18 protein-coding genes are annotated in these 19,805 nt (G+C 48.5%); 15 read left to right on the forward strand and 3 right to left on the reverse strand.

Features of this window, described 5'->3' with window-relative positions:
• Positions 1-25 precede the first annotated feature (25 nt).
• Genes NST26_RS05275 through NST26_RS05295 form a run of 5 tightly spaced genes read left to right on the forward strand, consistent with a single transcriptional unit; the run spans position 26 to position 5,508 of the window.
• Positions 26-784, forward strand: a complete 759-nt coding sequence (locus tag NST26_RS05275) for an alpha/beta fold hydrolase (protein WP_036723297.1) — start codon at positions 26-28, stop codon at positions 782-784.
• A 2-nt stretch (positions 785-786) separates the two neighbouring features.
• Entirely contained in the window at positions 787-2,070 is a 1,284-nt protein-coding gene (locus NST26_RS05280) for a B12-binding domain-containing radical SAM protein (RefSeq protein ID WP_340955577.1), read from the forward strand.
• A 26-nt stretch (positions 2,071-2,096) separates the two neighbouring features.
• Entirely contained in the window at positions 2,097-3,383 is a 1,287-nt protein-coding gene (locus NST26_RS05285) for a B12-binding domain-containing radical SAM protein (RefSeq protein WP_340955572.1), read from the forward strand.
• 4 nt (positions 3,384-3,387) lie between these two features.
• Positions 3,388-4,686 carry a radical SAM family heme chaperone HemW gene (gene hemW, locus NST26_RS05290; RefSeq protein WP_340955570.1) on the forward strand — a complete coding sequence of 433 codons (1,299 nt, stop codon included), beginning with the start codon at positions 3,388-3,390 and terminating at the stop codon, positions 4,684-4,686.
• A gap of 15 nt (positions 4,687-4,701) precedes the next feature.
• Positions 4,702-5,508 carry a hypothetical protein gene (locus NST26_RS05295; protein ID WP_340955568.1) on the forward strand — a complete coding sequence of 269 codons (807 nt, stop codon included), beginning with the start codon at positions 4,702-4,704 and terminating at the stop codon, positions 5,506-5,508.
• Positions 5,509-6,022: 514 nt separating this feature from the next.
• On the opposite strand, the gene NST26_RS05300 is transcribed toward NST26_RS05295, so the two are convergent.
• A complete protein-coding gene (locus NST26_RS05300; RefSeq protein ID WP_340978739.1) occupies positions 6,023-6,961 on the reverse strand; it encodes a ketopantoate reductase family protein in 939 nt (312 codons plus the stop codon).
• 147 nt (positions 6,962-7,108) lie between these two features.
• Here NST26_RS05300 and NST26_RS05305 point away from each other — a divergent pair, with 147 nt between their 5' ends.
• The 5 genes from NST26_RS05305 to NST26_RS05325 all read left to right on the forward strand — a co-directional run bounded on the left by NST26_RS05305 (position 7,109) and on the right by NST26_RS05325 (position 11,588).
• The gene (locus NST26_RS05305; RefSeq protein ID WP_339313030.1) at positions 7,109-7,660 is read left to right on the forward strand and encodes a TetR/AcrR family transcriptional regulator; all 552 of its coding nucleotides are present in this window, start codon (positions 7,109-7,111) and stop codon (positions 7,658-7,660) included.
• Positions 7,661-8,179: 519 nt separating this feature from the next.
• Positions 8,180-8,941 (forward strand): hypothetical protein, encoded by a 762-nt coding sequence (locus NST26_RS05310; protein WP_340955563.1) that lies wholly within the window; start codon positions 8,180-8,182, stop codon positions 8,939-8,941.
• Positions 8,919-9,899: an aminoglycoside phosphotransferase family protein gene (locus tag NST26_RS05315; RefSeq protein ID WP_340955560.1), complete on the forward strand. Its 981-nt coding sequence runs from the start codon at positions 8,919-8,921 to the stop codon at positions 9,897-9,899. Before NST26_RS05310 ends, NST26_RS05315 begins: the two co-directional genes overlap by 23 nt.
• A 109-nt stretch (positions 9,900-10,008) precedes the next feature.
• The gene (locus tag NST26_RS05320; RefSeq protein WP_340955558.1) at positions 10,009-10,467 is read left to right on the forward strand and encodes a RidA family protein; all 459 of its coding nucleotides are present in this window, start codon (positions 10,009-10,011) and stop codon (positions 10,465-10,467) included.
• 317 nt (positions 10,468-10,784) lie between these two features.
• Entirely contained in the window at positions 10,785-11,588 is an 804-nt protein-coding gene (locus NST26_RS05325; protein ID WP_340955557.1) for a hypothetical protein, read from the forward strand.
• Positions 11,589-11,621: 33 nt separating this feature from the next.
• Here NST26_RS05325 and pyk read toward each other — a convergent pair whose 3' ends face one another.
• Complete coding sequence (gene pyk / locus NST26_RS05330; protein WP_340955555.1) at positions 11,622-13,052, reverse strand: pyruvate kinase; 1,431 nt, start codon at positions 13,050-13,052, stop codon at positions 11,622-11,624.
• Between the two features lie 139 nt (positions 13,053-13,191).
• Between pyk and NST26_RS05335 the strand changes: the two genes are divergently transcribed.
• The 4 genes from NST26_RS05335 to NST26_RS05350 all read left to right on the forward strand — a co-directional run bounded on the left by NST26_RS05335 (position 13,192) and on the right by NST26_RS05350 (position 18,055).
• Positions 13,192-14,094, forward strand: a complete 903-nt coding sequence (locus NST26_RS05335; RefSeq protein ID WP_340955553.1) for a LysR family transcriptional regulator — start codon at positions 13,192-13,194, stop codon at positions 14,092-14,094.
• A 318-nt stretch (positions 14,095-14,412) separates the two neighbouring features.
• The gene (locus NST26_RS05340; RefSeq protein ID WP_340955550.1) at positions 14,413-15,834 is read left to right on the forward strand and encodes a spore germination protein; all 1,422 of its coding nucleotides are present in this window, start codon (positions 14,413-14,415) and stop codon (positions 15,832-15,834) included.
• A complete protein-coding gene (locus tag NST26_RS05345; RefSeq protein ID WP_340955547.1) occupies positions 15,831-16,946 on the forward strand; it encodes a GerAB/ArcD/ProY family transporter in 1,116 nt (371 codons plus the stop codon). The genes NST26_RS05340 and NST26_RS05345 overlap by 4 nt, the downstream gene beginning before the upstream one ends.
• Before the next feature lie 2 nt (positions 16,947-16,948).
• On the forward strand, positions 16,949-18,055 hold the full coding sequence (locus NST26_RS05350; protein ID WP_340955544.1) for a Ger(x)C family spore germination protein: 1,107 nt from the start codon (positions 16,949-16,951) through the stop codon (positions 18,053-18,055).
• A gap of 166 nt (positions 18,056-18,221) precedes the next feature.
• Here the strand turns inward: NST26_RS05350 and NST26_RS05355 are convergent, their stop codons facing one another.
• Positions 18,222-18,605: a hypothetical protein gene (locus NST26_RS05355; RefSeq protein WP_340955541.1), complete on the reverse strand. Its 384-nt coding sequence runs from the start codon at positions 18,603-18,605 to the stop codon at positions 18,222-18,224.
• A 266-nt stretch (positions 18,606-18,871) separates the two neighbouring features.
• Here NST26_RS05355 and NST26_RS05360 point away from each other — a divergent pair, with 266 nt between their 5' ends.
• Positions 18,872-19,792: a helix-turn-helix transcriptional regulator gene (locus NST26_RS05360; protein WP_340955539.1), complete on the forward strand. Its 921-nt coding sequence runs from the start codon at positions 18,872-18,874 to the stop codon at positions 19,790-19,792.
• Positions 19,793-19,805: the final 13 nt, after the last annotated feature.

Raw genomic sequence — 19,805 nt, forward strand, 5'->3', positions numbered from 1 at the left:
AAGTTCAAGGGAGGATACACACTACATGCTGAAGACTAAGGGGATACCTTTATTTTATAGCCGGCAGGGCGCCGGGGAGGCCGTGCTGTGTCTGCACGGCAACCGGGACTCTTCGCTCGTCTTCGGGGACCTGGCCCGGGCACTGGAGCCTCATTACCAGGTGATCCGCGCGGACCTGCGCGGACACGGCCAATCGGAATACGCCGGTCCGGCCTTCACCCTGGAGGACATGGTTGATGATATTCTCAGGCTGCTGGATGAGCAGGGGCTGAAGCAGGTCTCGATCATCGGGCATTCCCTGGGCAGCACGCTTGCGCTCCTGCTATCCGCCCGTGAGCCGGACCGGGTGAAGAAGCTGGTGCTGATGGGGGCCGCCGCCACCTTCGCGGTTCCGTTCAAGCGGCCGGAGCACGGGGAAGAGATCACGCCGGATGCTGTGCGGCAGACGAATGCGGCGGCGGTTCCGTATTTTTTCACCGAGGGCCATGAGGAGGTTCAGCATCAGATTCTGGAGGGCTGGTCCCGGCTGCCTGCCGCGACCCACCGTCTGATGATTCAGATCAAGCATCCCGATCTCCGGCCGATTCTTCAGGGCATCCGGCAGAGATCGCTGATTATTACCGGGGAGGCGGACCGGATTACGCCGCTGCACAAGGCCCTGGAGCTGAACCGGTATTTGCCGGACTCCCGGATGCATTCGGTTCCAGGAGCTGGACACTTTATGTTTCTTGAGGCGGGCGAAGACGTAGCTGCTGCCGCGCTCACTTTTCTTAAGGGGGAGTGAGCATGGGCAGAGTGCTGCTGATCTCGGCGAATACGGAGAAGCGGCCCCCTGTATTCCCGCTGGGTCTTAGCTATATTCACGCCAGTCTTGTCGCTTCCGGCTGGGAGGCAGGCATGCTGGACATGACTCAGCTGGAGTACACCCGGGAGGCCGTTACGAATTACCTTAACGCCTATGCGCCCGATTACATCGGCTTGTCGATCCGTAACCTGGATAATTGCTGCATGCAGTATCCCCGGAGCTTCGTGGATCAGGTCTGCTTGATGGTGGATTGGGTGCGGGAATGGAATAGCAGGACCGGAATCATTCTGGGCGGGGCGGGCTTCTCGCTCCTGCCCCGGCAGTGGCTGCAGGAGACGGGAGCCGATTACGGCATTGTCGGTGACGGCTGTGACAGTATCGTGGAGCTGCTTAGCCAGCTGGAAGCGGGGCAGGTGCCATCCGCAGTAAGCGGGCTCATGTTCAGGACAAGGGCCGGGGAATGGAATTACTGGTCGCCGTATGCGCCTGAACAGCTGGATCAGGAGTATTTTCCCAGCCGCAGCGGGTTTCTGCACAGCTATGATGTGGACCGTAGGGTCCGTCATAATGTATTGACCAAAAGGGGCTGTGCGCTAAGCTGTACCTATTGTGCTTACCCGTCACTGGAGGGCCGGGCCGTCCGCCTGCGGTCGCCTAAGGGGGTGGCTGATGAGATTGAGCAGATGGTGGTGCAGTATGACATCGGCTCATTTGATTTCGTGGACAGTGTGTTCAACTATCCCCTGGAGCATGCCGAAGAAATCTGCCGGGAGCTGATCGGGCGGACACTTCCGTTATCCTGGGGCTGCTTCCTGAATCCGCGGTTCTTCACGGCAGAATTCGCCGGGCTGCTTAAGCAGGCCGGGTGTACGGAGGTGGAGTTCGGCATCGATTCAGGCAGCGATATCTGTCTCAGGTCGTTCAAGAAGAACTTCCGGCAGGCCGAGATCCGGTCGGTGGTCCAGCTCTGCCGCGATCAGGCGCTGGACTTCAGCTTCTGCCTGCTGATCGGGGGGCCGGAGGAGACGCCGGAGACCCTGCACGAGACGCTGGAGCTGATGGAGGAGCTTGCGGTGCAGCGCATCTTCGGCCTGTTCGGCATCCGTATTCTGCCGTCCACCGATATGTACAGCTATGCAGGTTCGCCGGAGCCGGATGATCTGCTCCATCCGAAGTTCTTCATGTCTCCGCAGCTGAGTCTGGAGCAGGCGAACAGCATCTGTGCGCCGTACCGGGAGCGTAACCCGGACTGGATGTTCATATGAAAGAGGAAGAGCGGGTGGAGTGAAGCATGAGAATACTGGTGGTGTCTACGAATACACTGCTGAAGCCGCTGCCAGTCCTTCCCGTCGGGGCGGGGATGGTCTACTCGGCTCTGACCGCTGCCGGATTCAGGACACGCTTTCTGGATCTGGCCTTTATGGCTGAGCCACTGGAGGCGCTGCGCGAGGAGCTGCGGGTTAACGGAGCAGATCTGATCTGCCTCTCGGTGCGCAACATCGATAATCAGGTGATCCAGCAGCCGGAGAGCTATCACGCTTTTATACAGCAAGTCATGCAGGTATGCCGTACTTGCAGTTCAGCCAAGGTACTGCTTGGCGGGGCTGCAATGCTGGTGATGCCGGGCGAGCTGGTGAAGGAGCTGGGGGCAGATTACGGCATCAAGGGGAGCGGGGGCGAAGCGGAAGCGGTACGGCTGGCCCGAGAGATCGAGCGGGGTCAGGCCCCGGAGACAGGCACGGTACGTAATGCAGATCCCGCCTATCATCCGGTGTACAGCCGTATTCCGCCGAAGCCGCTGTTCGCTCCGCAGTATTTTATCCCGAACCCCCGCATCAAAAAAGCCTCGATGGGCTACCAGGCCTCCAGAGGCTGCAGCCGGCACTGCATCTATTGCTCGGAGGGCTACATGAATGCCGGTGCCTGCCGGATTCCTGCGGAGCAGTTCAGTGAAGATATGAAGATCCTGGAGAATGACTATCAGGTGCATAACATCACTTTTGTAGACGGGGTATTCAATCATGAGGTGGAGGAGACGGTGGAGTTCTGTAAGCTGATCGGCTGCACAAGCCCCTCGCTGGAATGGAGCTGCGCCTTGACCCCGGCTCAAGTTACGGAGGAATTGATCCGCTCGCTGAAGGAGAACGGCTGCCGCTTCGTGGACATCGGGGCCGACTCGGGTTCACGGCAGATGCTCCGGCGGATGGGCAAGCAATTCACCCCGGAGCAGCTGGTTGAGCTGGGACACCTGCTGGAACACTATCAGCTTCCCTATTCGGTATCGCTGCTGTTCGGCGGGCCGGGAGAGGATGCGGAGACGGTGCAAGAGACGGTCCAGGTGGTCAATCAGATGAACCCTGTGTATATTCTGGCCAGCCAAGGCATTCGTGTCTACCCTCACACCGCACTCTACCATATCGCTCTACAGGAGCAGGTGATCCGGGCTGAGGATAACTTGCTTTTTCCAGCCTACTATCAGTCCAAGGACTACAGCGCTGACCTGCTCACCGATGCTCTGTCCGCATCACGCCACATCTATAAAGATATGCTTATGAATTCAATTGGAGGAAGGACTTGATAGAATGAACAAGCCTGTGTACCCGTTCCGGGAGATCGGGATAGGGCACTATCCCATGGGGAACACACCGGTGTCGCCAGAGGACAGCAAACGGCTGCCGTCACTCATGAACTTGAATCAAGCTGCGGCAAGCTCCAAGCTGGTCTATGTACATATTCCCTTCTGTGACTCGATCTGCCCGTTCTGCCCGTACCCCAAGGCGTTCAACGAGCAGGGAGCCCGCAAGGATTATCTGGCTGCACTGTTCCGCGAGCTGGAGATGTACGGGATGACGCCGCAGATCCGCAATTGCTCAGTGGAGGCGCTATATATCGGCGGCGGGACGCCAAGCGTGCTGGACGAGGAAGAGATTACCGCATTATTCGAGCAGCTACAGGCTACACTTCCTATGCATAATATCGAAGAGATCACATTCGAGGGCAATCCCGCCTCGTTCACCGCTGCTAAGCTGAAGCTGCTTCAGGCGCTTGGGGTGAACCGGATCAGTCTCGGGGTGCAGACGTTCAACGATGAGCTGGGCAGACGTCTCGGGCTGCTTCAGACCGGGGAGGATTCCCTGCGGGCGATTCAGGATTCCAGAGAGGCGGGCATCGCGAACGTCAGCCTGGATCTGATGTACAATCTGCCGGGCCAGACGATGCAGGAATGGCTTGAGGATCTGGCGAAGGTAGTGGAGCTGGATATCGGTCATGTCACGCTGTTTCCGCTGAAGATTATTCCCGGCTTCGGTCTGGCGAAGCGCATTGCCAGCGGCGAGCTTCCGGCCTGCGGCGGACTTGAGCTGGAGCAGCAGATGTATATAGAGGCTTGCCGTTATCTGGAGTCGCAGGGATATTCGGTGGAATCGACTTATGATTTCGTCCGGCCGGGAGGCCATCATGTGTATAGCCGCAAGCATTTTGACGATTACCTGGACCTGCTCTCTGTGGGACTGGGGGCGTTCGGTGATGTGGGCGGGTATGCCTACCAGAATGTGAAATTACTCCCTGAATATGTGAAAAAGATTACATCCGGCGACCTGCCCATTGCTTTAGGCTACGAAGTGAAGGCAGAGGATCTGCCCAATCAGTTCCTGGCGATGGGCTTGCGCCGTACAGCGATTGACCGCCAGCAGTTCCGCCGCAAATTCGGCGTTTTCCCGGAGGAGCATTTCCCCGAGCTGTTTGACAAGTTCGTGAAGGAAGGGCTGATCGAGATCCGCGAGGACACCATCGCGCTAACGCGTTTCCACGGGTTGTTCTGGGGCAACAATGTATGTAAGGAGTTCTGCGAGGAGCAGATCAAGATGGCTTTTCCAAAATGATGGAGGGGTACTGAGATGAATAGTAAAGTAACCAAAAACGTCTTCTATGAGGATCTTCAGGAGGCCGGGAGGTTCGGGGAACTGGAGCAGCGTCTCATGGGCGAGTCGAACCTGCCGGGACCCCGGGCGAATCTGGGCGCGGCTTCCACCTTCGCGGATGCTTTCGCATCGGACTGGGTGGCCAGCGAAGCCTGGGAGCTGCTTGTGGAGTGGACCGGCAAGACGGAGGCGGAGGCGCCGACGGATGATCCCCGCGAGTTCCTGCCGTTCTGCGCGCTCCAGGCGATGGGCAGCTATTACCGTTATGCGGAGCCTGCCCGCCAGGAGACCATTCTGGAGCGCTGCCGGGCGGCGATGAATGATGCCCGCTGGCGGATGCGCGAGGCGGCAGCGATGGCGCTGCAGCGCATCGGGGAGCAGGACTTTGGCGCGCTCCGCGCCTTGTTCGATGGCATGAAAGGCACGGCTAACGCGCTGGAGCAGCGGGCCTTCGTTGCCGCCCTGGCCCATCCGCCGATGCTGAAGGAGCAGGCCAATGTCCTGTATGCGCTGGAGCTGTCTGAGGAGATCCTGGACCAGATTGCCGCCGGACAGACCCGCTACGGCGCGGAAGAATTCCGCGTTCTCTCCAAGGGTCTGGAATATGCGCTCAGCGTCTTTGTGGAACGCGCCCCCGAGCAAGGCTTCCGCATGCTCGCCAAGTTCGCAGTAACGGATGACAAGCGGATGCAGAAGATCGTGAAGTCCAACCTCGGCAAAGCCCGCCTGGCGAAGAAATTCAGCCAGGATGTGGAGCGCATTCAGGTGTTGATGAATGCTTGATGGGGGCGAGTGATGCGACCTCGTCGTGGATTGTAGGTGCAGCGTATTGCTCCTGAGAAATACGCTTGTTGAGGGAGCGAACCCGTCTGGTTACCCAACTCTGCTGCTCCATGCTCCTTCGCGGACCTGAGGGCCGTTATTTTTAAACAAACCTTGTTTTTTGCGGCTAGGCGGACTGTAGTGCGCTTATTGTCTCTCAGCGAGGCGTTTTTAGGTGGCATATCCATCAATAAGCGCCCTGTAGTCCGCGAATGCTGGAAAAGTTGGATTTTTCGCGAAATAAGGGCCTCTGAGTCCACTTGGGAGAGCGAGAGAGAGCACCATGCTGTGAGGGTCTAGTCAAGTAAAGCGAACAGAGATAGCCGGCCTGCATACTGAAGTATGCGGTCCGGCTTATTTTGTAGTGTGTTGTGTTTATGTATTTGTTAATTTGGATGCAGTCGCACTCTACGTGTGTAGAGTGCGTGGATTGAACTCAGAATTACTCTGTTTCGAAAAATAGCTTAAACCCTTCCTATCCGGATACTTCTGCTATGTTTTGCCTAGCATTTTCCAAAGCCGCAGCAAGCCGAGGCAAAGCTATACCTAACTTTTTCGCTTCCCGCACAACTTCATGTATCGCAAAGCCTGCTTTGCTATTGTTGTATTCCATGAAAAGCCGTGCTAAGCTGCCCTTCGCAAAAATCACCTTGTTAAACAGCGTGCCGAGCAGTGCCGGCGGGATCTTAGTCAGCAGCAGAGAAGTCGCATCAGCTTTTCCGCCTCTGGCTTTTATTACCGGAATCATCTCCCTCATACTCCTGCCAACATTTGCGAAGGAGTCGCTATGATCCAAGACTGCCGCAAAACTTCCCAGTCTCAACACCTCGGCTTCCATTGCCGCATTCATGGCGAAGTGATTCCAGAGCCAGTTTTGCATATCCTTGATCCAACGAATTTTAAAATGGGCACTTTCCAATAGCACTTTGACCTTGTTGTTAATAGCTTCAGTGCCTGCCCGTGGCTGCTCCAGAAACAGCATTTTTAAAAAGCCGCCTCTAAGCCTGTTGTCCTCAATGCCACCGCCGCCTCCCGGGAATCCAAAGACCACATTGTTCATAGACAGGGGCGAGATCGATGATTTCAAATCCTGCCAAAGGTTATTGAAGATGAGGATAGGCGTGCTCCCGGCAACTGCCGATAATAATTGTGCTGCTGCCGGAAGCTGTTCCGTGTTGACACTCACAATAATGAGGTCATAACCGGGACTGATTTTCTCATGCAATGTAACGTTCCAGCTTTCTTTTATGAGCTGCTTCCCCTTTCGTGCGTCCCACATTTCAAGCTTAATGCTGCTTCCAAAAGTTTCTTTCCTCCCTTCTCTAACGTAAAATTCCACGGTATGCCCTGCCTGTTCCATCGCCCAAGCATACTGGACCGATATGACACCTCTGCCGAAAAATAAAATTCTCATATTAGCCTCCTGAGCCTATATATTAATCCTTGTTGATTATCCAACAACGTGTTGTATAATTTATTGTATAGAAGCGCTATAGGACCATCAACCATCAGATTTTTAAAATCTGTTGTGTAATCCGTGTACAGAAACTGGAGGCCAATAATGAATAAGCAACCTGAAATTACGGATAAAACAAGACAAACCTTCATCAATGTATTCTGCGATTTATATAGCCAGAAACCCATTGAAAAAATAACCATCCAAGAGATCGCAAAGCGATCAGGATATAACCGCAGCACCTTTTATCAATACTTTACGGATATCTATGAGTTGTTGGATTACGTGGAAGAGCGTGTTTTTAGATCCATTAAAGAGGAAATGGCAAGCAGAGAGTTCTCCACACATACCTTCCAAGATGCTCTTCAATGCCTGGAGAATGCAGAGGAAATTTCAATCCTGAAAGCCCTCTTGGGCGACTATGGTTCTGTTCGTTTTATTGAACGTCTGAAAAGAGAAATTCCTTTTGAACGATTAATTGTCGACCTTCCGGCAAATGAAGCTTTAGCACCCTATATCATTGAGTTTTACATATCCACACTAATGTCGATGTTTCGCCTGTGGATACGGAATGACAAAGATCTGTCGTCGGAAGAATTGGTCAAGCTGATAGATACCCTATTTACTAATGGGATTGGGACGACGGTGATTCCTTAATATGTTAAAATACAACAATGATATGATGAGGGGGATTGTCCTACGGTAAAAACTCAGATCAGACAGCTAACCGTCCAAGACCGGCCTTTTGTATACTGGCATGTGGGTGGTTCCCGCCTCACGTTAAATATTTCGCCCAAGGAAGATAAAACCACCAAAATCACGCTCATTTTCGCAGCCGCTCCACCCGAAGAGGATCGTCACACCTCATGGGAGTTTTATGATATTTCAGCATACAAAAACAACTCCCATACCACCATTCATCTAGGCAAACCGGGGCATATTTCCGAGATAATACATTACATAGAACGGGAACAGCCTGAATTGTGGCGCAAAGGAAAGCAGCATACGATAGAGAACGCTTGGCAGCTGCTGCAAGCCTTGGGTTACTCTAACCTGGAGCCAATTTGGGTTAAGCGGTGGTAGATCCTCATTCCCGGTGCTCTCTGTGATATGGCACTTATCCGATTCTCACAACTAGACTAAGAGTACTAATTTTATTATCTGGAGAAGATTACATTGTCATTACGCAGATCAAAAAGGATCAAAATAATCGGCTTTTCTACCATTCTGGGATTCGCTCTCATCTTACTGCTCTTATATTTAATGTATGATAAGCAAACCCATGCGGTATTAGTCAAGTTCTCCAATATGAAGCAAATTGCTCATAACGTATATGTTGAACCTGATATCAATGAGAGTGAGCAAGCAGAAGTAATTCATTTTGTTAAGACCTCTGCTGAGAAAATCAAATCACTTTTTGGCCAGAAAGAGTCGATTCCTGTTCTAATCTATGCAAAATCCAATGAGACTCTGGAAAATTACGCAGACTCAGATATTGGGCAAACTTATTATTATCCATGGAATAGCTATATTGTGATCGGCCCCCGTGGTTATAGCGTAAACGTCATTGCTCATGAATTTACCCATGCAGAATTAAGGAAAAGACTTAAAAACAGCAGCAAGGTGCCAGTATGGTTCGACGAGGGTTTAGCCGCTATGGTGGATGGCCGGTTTACCGATATGGAAAAGACTTGGAGCACTCAGACGAATGATGGCAAAGAACCCGTCGATTTTATTCTTTTGGACTCCCATTCTGCATTTCAGGCTAATACTACAAGTACTATGAATTATGAACTGGCATGTTATGAGGTTTCGAGGTGGTATGGGATTGTTGGTACACCTGGTTTATTGCAGCTTATTGATTCTCTAAATGAAGGTGAAGATTTCAGTGCTCTTTATAAAGGGATTGAAAGTAATGGGGCTGAAAACACTAAATGATTTGGGTGAGGACTTGACATTAATGGATAATAATATCCTTAAATTGGTGCAGAGAACTGTAAGCGAATTTATAGACCCTAAGGCAGAAGTTCTAAGTATTGAGAGCAAGCCTATGGGCTTGGGTTCTCAAGCTGTGGAGTTAAATCGCCATTCGGTTATAATCCAGGCGGATGACAAAACATCGAGGGTGTCCCTAGTTTCAAAGCAGGCAACCAGGCTGGAGCGGCAAGTATTGCGCACGCTTTATGCCCAAAGAGCCAATGTACCGTTTTCTTGTTCAGATGGTGCTGAGTCAGAGGAGAGATTCCTGGTTTGTTTACAGGACGTTGACGCTCAGACAGACTATGGGAGTCTGGATATTCATTCACTTCAGCTCAGTGAGACGAGGGCGTTATCACATATCCACCTCTCTAACTTTGGCCAAAAGAAAGAACTTTCATGGTTACCTGAAGCAGACAGCTTACATATCGAAAAGATGATCTATGAACGTTGGAAGCCCCAATGGCAGACGGCCAAGGAAAACGAGCAGTTTATAGATGTCTTCGGGGATTACATTCTCTCTGTTGAAGCAGCAGCTAATACGTTTCTGGAGGATATTCAACAGGTGATTCATGATGAAACCAGCCAGACGTTAATCCACAACGACCTTAACCCGGGAAATGTGCTGGTGCATAACAATACGGATGTATCCTTTATTGATTGGGAAGAGGCACGGTACGGATCTATATTTTTAGATATCCCATTACGGTTACGTACTGCAGAACAACTAGAGGAATATAAGCGGCTACTGGCTGCCTCAAACATCGAATTTTCTATCAGTCAGTTCAATCAACTGTATGCAATCGCCTCACGATATTTAGGACTTAGATATATCAGCTGGAATTTAGGAGCTTGGACCAGTGATTCGCGAGCTAAAGAAGACTTAAGGAAATACTTAGACATGGTGACGGGAGCTTGAAGCTTCGAGCAAGCGTTTGGACCAGCCTTATGTATATTGGCATGTGGACGGCTCCCGCCTAACGTTTTGCTATAATTCTTCCAAATCTAATGAGTGAGGAGATTGAAAAATGACTGATCAAACAGTGGCTAGTAGATTAGCAACATTAGGAATCGTTCTCCCCCATGCAAGCGAACCGGCAGCTAAGTATGCAAACTTCGTAAAAGTAAACGGGTTATTGTTCGTTTCAGGCAAAGGTCCTGCTGGTACACCCAAAGGTAAGTTAGGTCAGGACTATACCACCGCAGAAGGTTATCAGTTTGCACGACAAACGGGGATTGAAATTTTGGCCGTATTACAAACAGCTTTAGATACACTGGATAAAGTGAAACGGGTCGTTAAAATTCAGGGCTTTGTTAATGCGGTCGCCAGTTTTGAAGAGCATCATAAAGTGCTGAATGGCTGTTCTGATCTGATGCTGGATGTTTTCGGAGAAAAAGGTATCCATGCCCGTTCAGTCTTTGGAGCTGTTTCGGTTAGAGATAATCTTCCTATCATTATTGATTCTATATTTGAGGTTGAGGAGTAAAGTTCATTGTAGATATTGCTCTGGTGTGGATAACTTCACTGAGCTTACGGGCAGGTTTGCGTAGTAGGTATTGAAAAACGCGGGAACACTTATGATGCCTGGTACCAGCAGCATACAAAAGCAGGTATAACTACATTAAATGAGAGTAGATTTCAAGAACACATAGATACTGACCATAGAGAAACTGAAGAAATCATATACAGGAAGCCCGCTCCCTGCAACCGTCATACCTAAGGTGAGCATCAATGTTACAACAATACCTAGAAGCCATTTCGTGACATAAATTCACAACTCTTGTCTTAATGGGGGGCCGCATTATGAATTTTTGGCCGATGAAATTCATTTCAGTTGTAATTTGTTTGGCATTGGCGGTATGCGGATGTGCTGGCTTGAACAGCAAGAGCAAGGAGCATGTTACGGCAAGTGACTTTATTATTCCCCTGAACGTTAGCGAAGTGCTGAAGCGTCCAGAGACTGGGGTTATTATATATTTTCAGAACCGTCGTGAGGACTTTGATATTCTAGGCCGTTATCTGTTAGAAAATGAAAAAGTGTTCCAGACTCGGCCTGTCATACTTCAACAAGATTATTCCATCGAGAACATCCAGGACCCTGAAATTCAACAAATCGCTCAAAATTTGTTTCGAGAAGGTATTGTAAAGAGGATATCCTCCTTAAATGATGCCCCTAGTAAAAGTATTGACTTTTTGTTTGATGCCGAAGACAACTTGTATCAACAAGGCATAACCTACCTCAGCCTACCAGAGATGGCCAAAGGCGATCCTTCGAAATTCAACTATGTGAATGACTATAAGAATCTGGGCGGCGGCTGGTACTATTATGTCTTCCACTATGACAAACTTAAAAATGAAGATGAATTTCGGAATCTAGCTTGGGCCCAAATCTCAGAAAAGGAAAGAAGCACTTTAACCACGCAGAAAGAGAAAGCCATAGTGATCCTAGAGTCTGGAAAAAACGTTGGCTATTGGATTGATGACAGAAAGTTAGATGTTGTTGTATCCGTTCAATTTGATACGGAAATGAACGGCCAACTGGGACCGATTACAATGTTTTTTGATCCAATGACCAAAGATTTGATCGGGGGCAATCTGCGTTTCTAATAGGCTGGAGTAAAATGCGAACTCCGTTTTTATTTAAATCCCTTCCCCAACTCGGTGAACCCGCAGAAGGTTAGTGGTTCCGGCGCAGCCTACAGGGACTCCGGCGGTGATGAGCACCAAGTCGCCATTTTGCACGTATCCGGCAGACCTCGCCAGTTCAACAGCGGCTTCTACGGCTGCATCTGTGCTAGAAGTAGACTCGTCGCGGAGCAGCGGAATTACACCCCAAGTCAAGGAGAGGGCATGCAACACGCTCTCCTTAGTGGATACGGCGATTACCGGTGCAGCGGGCTTGTGCTTGGCGATCATCCGGGCGGTAAAGCCGCTTTCGGTCAGGGCGAGAATAGCCTTGGCGGATAGCGCGAGGGCAGTGCGGACAACGGATTCGCCAATGGCGCGGGTCACGTTGGTGCCAGTCTCGTTACTCTTGCAGTTGGAGCGGCCGTAGCTCCCCAGGACGGACTCAGCGCTTGCGGCGATGCGGGCCATAGTCTCGACGGACTCCAGCGGGTACTTACCTGCGGCAGATTCACCAGACAGCATGACGGAATCGGTGCCATCGAAGATAGCGTTGGCGACGTCACTTGCTTCTGCACGGGTCGGACGCGGGTACATCTGCATGGACTCCAGCAAGTGAGTGGCGGTGATAACCGGTTTTCCGGCCAGATTACACTTCTTGATCATGTCTTTTTGAACCAGCGGCACATCTTCCACCGGCAAGTCCACGCCCAGATCGCCGCGGGCAACCATTAGTCCGTCGGCTACGTTCAGGATGGCGTCCAGGTTCTCCAAGCCCTCGTCATTTTCAATTTTGGCGATAATTTGGATATGGTCGGCCTTGTGTTTACTCAGAATATGTTTAATCTCGAGAATATCTGCAGCTTTGCGGACGAAGGATTGAGCGATGATGTCGATGTTCTGCTCAACGCCGAACTTGATGTGCAGGATGTCCTTCTCAGTTACGCCTGGAAGACTGGTTTTGATGCCGGGAACGTTGACGCCCTTGCGCGGCTTCAGCTTGCCGCCGTTCTTAACGAGGCAGGTGATCTCGGTACCTTCGGACTTTACGACCTCCAAACGGACTAGACCGTCATCGATCAGGATACTGCTACCGGGCTGCACATCTTGGGGCAACTGCTTATAGGTGACTTGGATGCGGTCCTTCGTGCCGAGCACTTCCTCTGTGGTCAGAATCACAGTTTCACTTGGTACCAATTCCACGAAGTCCGAGGCCATTTTGCCGATACGAATTTCCGGACCTTTGATGTCGAGCAGGACGGCCACATATTGGTTTAGTTCCTTGGCTGCTTCCCGGATGTGGCGGATGCGTTCTGTGTGCTCCTCCAGATCACCGTGAGCTAAGTTCAGGCGGGCGACATTCATACCGGCTTGGATCAGCTTACGGAGCATTTCGGGGCTTTCGCTGGAGGGGCCGATGGTACAGACGATTTTTGTTTTGCTCATGAAATTCTCTCCTTCATCGATAAATTATTTAATCTTGTGAAAATTTTCCCTTATCCTTACAATAAAGCATAATGATTCATCAGAAAAATATATATAATTTCGTTCTTCATCAATTTTGATGTAGGAGGCAGGTCATCTTATGAATCTTCATGCCCTTAAAATATTTCATACCATCTCTGAAAAAGGCGGAGTCACCCGTGCTGCGGAGGAACTACGGATCAGCCAGCCTGCAGTTACAGCCCAGGTACGCAATCTGGAGAAGGAATTAGGCATACAGCTGTTAGCCCCTAAGGGGCGTGGCATTCTAGTGACCGATGCGGGACAGATGCTGGCCAGTCATGCCAAACGGTTGTTTGCATTGGAGCGTGAGCTGGATGAGGCAGTCCGTGAATACAAGGCCGGGTTCAGCGGAATCCTGCGGATTGTCGCCACCTATCTGCCCGCCAATCTGCTGCTGCCGGAATGGCTGGCACTCTACAAGCAGGAGCATCCTTCCGTGGAGGTGGTCTTGAATACTGCGAATTCTCGGGAAGCGGTGGAGGGTCTGCTACAGTACGATGCCGAGGTAGCCGTATACGGAGGCGGCTGGGAGGAGCAACCGGGTATTGAATGGGAGCAGCTTCTGGAGGATGAGCTCTGGTTCATCGTCCCGAGAAACCATCCATACGGCGGAAAGGAAATTACTTTAGCGGAAATGATGAAGGTTCCCTTCATTCTGCGTGAAGAGGGAAGTTCTACCCGGGAGCGTCTCTTCTCTTTATGTAGGGCTTTGAACGTGAGTCCTCCCAAGGTAGGTCTACAATTTAATGGGGTGAACGAGATGGTTCGGGCCGTCATCGCGGGCTACGGAGCCATCTTCATCTCCTCCCTGGCGGTTAGGGATAATGTGGAACGCGGGGAAGTGGAGCGTGTGATGGTTAACGGCACTTCGCTGCTGAATCCGATTGCCGTCTGTACCCGGAAGCAGGAGGCATTGTCGCCAGCGGCGGCAGCATTTCTCTCACTGGTCCGGGAGCAGTCGAAAGGATGGGCAAGAAATTAACTGTTCTGCTTGCAAAAGAAGAATGGCACTATTAGGACGTTATAGAGAGAAGATTGCGGTTACGCACATCAGTTTTTCGAAGATAAAGAGAGGACGATCAGAACATGAATGTGCCTCATTCAAGAGCTTCCAGCTGCGGATCGGGATCATAATGTGTCAGGTTCGGGTTGGCGGTGCAGTGGCTGGCATTGAACGAAGACATGTCATGATATAAGCGGAATCAAAAAGCCTGTTTGCAGCTACCCGGTCGTATAATTTTTCCATTTCAGGGCAAGATAAAACCGCAGGATTTTGATTTCTTAAATGAAGGAGAAGACTATGGTTGAAACATGGCTTGATGAATTAAAACAGAAATTAAACCATATGGATGATGCCGAAATTGTTGAGCTCACAATGGGTTCCAGTGCCTCAGTCCATCTTTTATACATAAAAACGTTAATCGATCCAGAGCGTTTAAACGAGACGATTATTCAGCCACTTCATCGTTCTGCTTGCAATTCGCTTTCTTCATGCATAACCAATGCCAAAGTTTCGGAAGTTCTATCAATCGAAGATGCTGAGCAAAAAATAATGCAAGGATTTATTCTTCTAAACGATTCAGTCAACGATCAGTGGTTAGGCGTCCAACTGGAAAGCCCTCTTGGCCGGGCAGTTGAACCTTCCCAAACGGAAACGGTTATATATGGAGCGAAAGACAGCTTCAGTGAACAAATCGATAAAAACATTACAATGTTGCGCAGACGTTTGCCTATAACGACATTAAAAACGGAAAGCTTTACTATCGGTTCACTGAGTAAAACGAAAGTTGTGTTACTGTACATAGACGGATTAACTAATCCAGAATTTGTTTCCCTTGCAAGAAAGAAAATTGAAAGTGTGGATTTCGATCAATTTTTAGACTCCTCTCAGCTTGCAGCTTTTATTGAAGATCATAATCATACGGTCTTTCCGCAGTTTCTACAAACGGATCGGCCGGATGCCTGCGCCTACGCCTTAGGTGAGGGAAAGCTGACGCTATTGGTTTCCAATTCACCGTTTGCTTTAATTGCTCCCATTACTTTTTTTCATCTACTCCAATCTCCGGAAGACTACTTCCTTCGTTGGCCGGTCGCCAGTTTTTTACGTTTAATCCGGTACGGAAGTTTTATTGTTTCTTTGACGATGATTCCTTTTTATGTTGCGTTAACGACATTTCATTACCAAATGGTTCCGCTGCCGCTTCTTTACGTATTATTGGAATCGAGAGGCAAATTGCCCTTTACTCCGTTTGCGGAAGGATTTTTCATGATCGTAACGCTGGAAATCATCAAAGAAGCAAGTTTGCGAATGCCGACCAAAACCAGTCAAACTTTAGGGGTTATCGGTGGTATCGTCATTGGACAAGCTGCTGTAGAAGCAGGCTTTGCAAGTAAAGTATTGATAGTGCTGATGGGTATATCCGCCATTGCTTTCTTTTTAGTTCCCAATTATCAAGTGACAAAATCCATGGTGCTGATACAAATTCTTCTTCTTGTCCTTGCATCGTTTCTTGGGTTGCCGGGAATCGTGATCGGGCTGATCGGGATTCTTGCACATCTCCATGCATTAACGTCATTAGGTCAACCTTATTTAGCACCGATTGCTCCTTTTTATGGAAAGGATTGGAATGACCTCTTTATCCGCGGCCCTTTAATTTGGATGAAAACACGTCCGAAATATCTAAAACCACTACGGAAATGGCGACAGGAGATGAAGAAGTGAAGAGTTTATCCTTATATAATCGAACTTCCACCCTTGGCGGTATCTATTTCCTTCTCTTAGTGAATCGCATGCAAATGCATTATTTTATTTTGATCATGCCGGTTTATTTGGTTCATCCGTATATGGTTTGGGGAATTGTCGCGATGGGGCTACTGTCCCAACTTAATTTGATGATGATGTCCAAATGGTTTACTTCCAGTTATGCAGCGAAAGGCTATCAAGGATTTTTACAGCTTTTCGGGAAACGGACGGTTCAAGTTTTCGCAATACTTGGATTTTTGATAATATTGTTAAAAATTTCAATCATCACACTGGGATACATTGAAATGCTTCATAATTTTATTTTTCCATCTATGGATACAAGGTGGCTGATCCTATTTATTCTTTTGATCAGCTTATATGTGGCTTCACATGGAATGGAGAATACATTGCGTTTTGTCGTCATCGCCTTTCTTTGCGGGGCTTGGATCTCAGTCCTGTTTATTCCTTTTTTCTTCCAACCGGATGCCAATTACCGCGATTTGTATCCTCTCATACCCACCGAATGGTCAGGACAATCATGGCAAGGTTTGTTGTTTATTTGGTCGGCATTTTCCGGTCCGGTATATTTGGTTTTTATGGTTCCATGGTTAAGCTCCAATAAAAAAATATCGAAATACCTGGTTATTGGAAATATGATGTCGATCATGGAATATGTATTATTGTTCGTTGCTTCGGTATTGTTTTACGGATCACACTACTTACGCAAGATCGATTTTCCGATAGGATATATGGGAAGCTACATTCAAACGAGCGGTTTAGAACGAATCGATTACATCCTTATCTCTTTCCATATGTTTAATTATGTGTTTGACATTTCAATTCTTCTGTTGTGTTTTTATGGAGCCGGAAGAATCTTTATGAGAAAAATGAAAGAACGCACAACTCGGATTGGTTTATTGTCGAGCTGGTTCGTCATTTTGATAAGCATCATCTTAATGGATCAATGGTTATGGCAAACGGTTCCGGGTCAAAAGATGTTACTGAACCTTCAAATCTGGACCGGCTCATGCATTTATTTACTTATTCCTGCGATCCTTTTCATTGCAGTTAAACGAAAGGAGAGTATGTAGGGATGGTACCATACAAGCACTATGGTTTATTGGCGGTTGTAAGCCTTATGTGGATGGCCGGCTGTTCTTCCCCATATGTCGAGAACAATAAGATCGAAGAGATTGCTCCGGTAGTTTTCTGGTCGGTTGACAAGGGGACGGAAGGAAAGTTGAGAATCAGCACTTTAGTCCCCCCGCTCATCCAAGAAAAAAAACGTCTTCTCTCCAAGGAAGTCGATCTGTTAAAGCAGGGAGACCAGAAGTTTAATTTAATTTATTATCGGGAATTAAAGCAGGGGCAGCTGCGAATGTTATTAATGAATGAGGAGCTGGCAAAAAAAGGAGGCATTGAAAAGCTGATCAATACCATACTGGTTGATCCTGATATTTCAATGCGTGTCTATTTGTTGATTGTCAGAGGCGATTTTGATGAATACATAAAAAATCAATTGACGGTGCAAGACAACCAGGATTATTTCCTTTATCGGATGTTAAAGCATTACGAGGAGCATAATCAAGGTGAAATGAGCATCGTCAATATTCATAAATTCATGAAGAAGGTATATTCTCCTTTTAAAGATCCGGTCCTGCCGGTTTTTCATTCGGATAAGGACAATTTCAATTACGTAGGAACAGGCATCTTCCAAAACGATAAAGAAGTAATGGTCATTCAAGACGTGGACGATAATATTTTTCAACTTCTGGATAACAATCATTTCCTAAAAGTCTTGGCCATTCCAAAGCTATCTATCAGTTTAGGACGTATTCGATCCAATGTTCGCATGAAACTATCGGGCGACTATTCATCCTTGTCCTTACATGTGGGATTGAAAGGAAGAATTGAGGAATACCAGGGAGAATTGAATATTCAAAGTGAGGAACAATTGGAACATTTAGTTCATGAAATTGAGGTCTACCTTGAGGAACAAACTTCAGATTTATTAAAACGAATGCAACGTTGGAAAGTCGATCCCTTAGAGATCGGCACCCATTCACTTAAGCCATTTTCCAAGGAAATAACGGATGAACAATGGTTAAAACATTGGGAAAACATGAGAATTAATGTTGACTACGACATCAAAGTGCATCCTTTGATTAATGGAGCAGTTGATGTGTTTCAAAACAAGTAAATCGTTCCGAGCCGCTTAAGAGCGTATGATACCTTTGCTTTGCACAAATTCAGCGGGTTAATTGAACAGATTGTTATGCTATCGGGGCGAATCCGCTTTTCGCCTTAACATTGCCGGTTCCTGCTCAGCCAGTTCACCTACTCGTTCCATCGTATTTCTCTGTTTTTTATTTATGAAAAAGTCGGATGAGTGCGGATATTTCTTCTAGGGTTTCTTGTTGACCATTCTTTATCCGCATCATCCAAATTTCAAAAACACCGGCACTTATAAAATGAATCCAATAATTTCGTTTCGCACCTGTCCAGTCTGGAAAGGGAGTAAGCTCATCATAAAATTGGGTAATATGAGTTTTGAAGATTTGATAATGTAGCCCTGTGTAATCACTCTCAATGGCCAATCGAAAATCATCAGAGAATGTTAGAAAAAAGTTGGTCAAATCTGTTATTTTTTGCTCGTGATTCTTTCGCCAAGATATGTCAACGAGTAACCAAAAAGCCAAACGTTTACTGGGATGGGCACCACGCCCAGCGGAAGAAGCAATTGTAGCCACAGGCAAAAGTATGATGAAGGTTATCAAGGGACAGATGAAGGTATAAGTTATTGCAGGGACAATTTGCGTTTAACAACTGTCCCCTTCTATGTTAGATCCCCTGCACAGCTCCGACGTTTTGGCAATCCTGCATTCCTCTCACAAATGTCATTCTGGACATCACTCCGTAGGTCTGACAAGATAATGAATAGGGTGTTTCCCAAAGACGTAATATGAAAAAAATTCTACCCAGAGGAGGAGACGTTACTTAGCGTCACACACCAATCATGCGAGTCAATCGATTACTCTCCATGCTGCTGATCATCTCCGGTCAAGGTACGGTAACGGGCAAGGCGCTTGCCGAGCATTTCGAGGTATCCTTGCGGACGATCTACCGGGATATTGAGAAAATAAGCGAAGCCGGCATACCAGTTGCATCAACCAGCGGTAAGGGCGGAGGATACTATATTATGGACAGCTATAATGTAAGCAACCTCTTTCTTAATGGGGACGAAGCTCATACGTTGGTAGCTGTAATGAAGAATTTACACGGATTGTTTGGCCGGAACGAAGCTTTCAATGACATCCTGCTCAAGGTTGAACATACCTATAAGCGGGAGCCGGGTAAGGATAAACTGACTCTGGAGTTGTCCCATTTCAGTATGAAACAGGAGATTAAAGAGTACCTTGGGATCATCAGCAAGGCCATCACGGATAACAGGGTGCTGGTGTTCGATTATATCAACAGGGATATGGAATACCTGGAGCGAACGGTCGAGCCGGGCTGGATTGACTTTCGTCACGGCCATTGGTATGTGATCGGCTTCTGCCGGGTCAGAAACGACTACCGCAGATTCAAGCTTGTGCGGATCAGGCAATTGGAGCTGGGGCTGTCTTTTGCAAAAAGAGATGTGCCGGATGCGCGGATTGCCGAGGTCATTGATCACAATTATTCGCAGGCGGGCATACAGGTTGTGCTCAGATTCACTTCGCGAATTGGCGCACAGCTTACCGAGTATTTTGAGAAAGAGAAGATTAGCCGGGGTGAAGATGGCTTCTATCTCGTTACGGATATTTTTCCTCATGAGGAGGGCCTGCTGAAATTCATTCTAAGCTTCGGCAAGGAGTGCGAGCTGCTGGAGCCTCGTGAATTACGGGCGGAGCTGCAGCAATATATGCAAAATATGCTTCTATCCTACAATGACTGACGCCCTGGTGTCA

Origin of the sequence: Paenibacillus sp. FSL R7-0128, from assembly GCF_038002245.1 — a bacterium.
GTDB lineage: Bacteria > Bacillota > Bacilli > Paenibacillales > Paenibacillaceae > Paenibacillus_AQ > Paenibacillus_AQ silagei.

What these genes read in the sequence shown, in the direction of transcription:
- NST26_RS05275 (WP_036723297.1), top strand. Translation starts at nt 26, where the DNA reads ATGCTGAAGACTAAGGGGATACCTTTATTTTATAGCCGGCAGGGCGCC.
- NST26_RS05280 (WP_340955577.1), top strand. Translation starts at nt 787, where the DNA reads ATGGGCAGAGTGCTGCTGATCTCGGCGAATACGGAGAAGCGGCCCCCT.
- NST26_RS05285 (WP_340955572.1), top strand. Translation starts at nt 2,097, where the DNA reads ATGAGAATACTGGTGGTGTCTACGAATACACTGCTGAAGCCGCTGCCA.
- hemW (WP_340955570.1), top strand. Translation starts at nt 3,388, where the DNA reads ATGAACAAGCCTGTGTACCCGTTCCGGGAGATCGGGATAGGGCACTAT.
- NST26_RS05295 (WP_340955568.1), top strand. Translation starts at nt 4,702, where the DNA reads ATGAATAGTAAAGTAACCAAAAACGTCTTCTATGAGGATCTTCAGGAG.
- NST26_RS05300 (WP_340978739.1), bottom strand. Translation starts at nt 6,961, where the DNA reads ATGAGAATTTTATTTTTCGGCAGAGGTGTCATATCGGTCCAGTATGCT.
- NST26_RS05305 (WP_339313030.1), top strand. Translation starts at nt 7,109, where the DNA reads ATGAATAAGCAACCTGAAATTACGGATAAAACAAGACAAACCTTCATC.
- NST26_RS05315 (WP_340955560.1), top strand. Translation starts at nt 8,919, where the DNA reads ATGGGGCTGAAAACACTAAATGATTTGGGTGAGGACTTGACATTAATG.
- NST26_RS05320 (WP_340955558.1), top strand. Translation starts at nt 10,009, where the DNA reads ATGACTGATCAAACAGTGGCTAGTAGATTAGCAACATTAGGAATCGTT.
- NST26_RS05325 (WP_340955557.1), top strand. Translation starts at nt 10,785, where the DNA reads ATGAATTTTTGGCCGATGAAATTCATTTCAGTTGTAATTTGTTTGGCA.
- pyk (WP_340955555.1), bottom strand. Translation starts at nt 13,052, where the DNA reads ATGAGCAAAACAAAAATCGTCTGTACCATCGGCCCCTCCAGCGAAAGC.
- NST26_RS05335 (WP_340955553.1), top strand. Translation starts at nt 13,192, where the DNA reads ATGAATCTTCATGCCCTTAAAATATTTCATACCATCTCTGAAAAAGGC.
- NST26_RS05340 (WP_340955550.1), top strand. Translation starts at nt 14,413, where the DNA reads ATGGTTGAAACATGGCTTGATGAATTAAAACAGAAATTAAACCATATG.
- NST26_RS05350 (WP_340955544.1), top strand. Translation starts at nt 16,949, where the DNA reads ATGGTACCATACAAGCACTATGGTTTATTGGCGGTTGTAAGCCTTATG.
- NST26_RS05360 (WP_340955539.1), top strand. Translation starts at nt 18,872, where the DNA reads ATGCGAGTCAATCGATTACTCTCCATGCTGCTGATCATCTCCGGTCAA.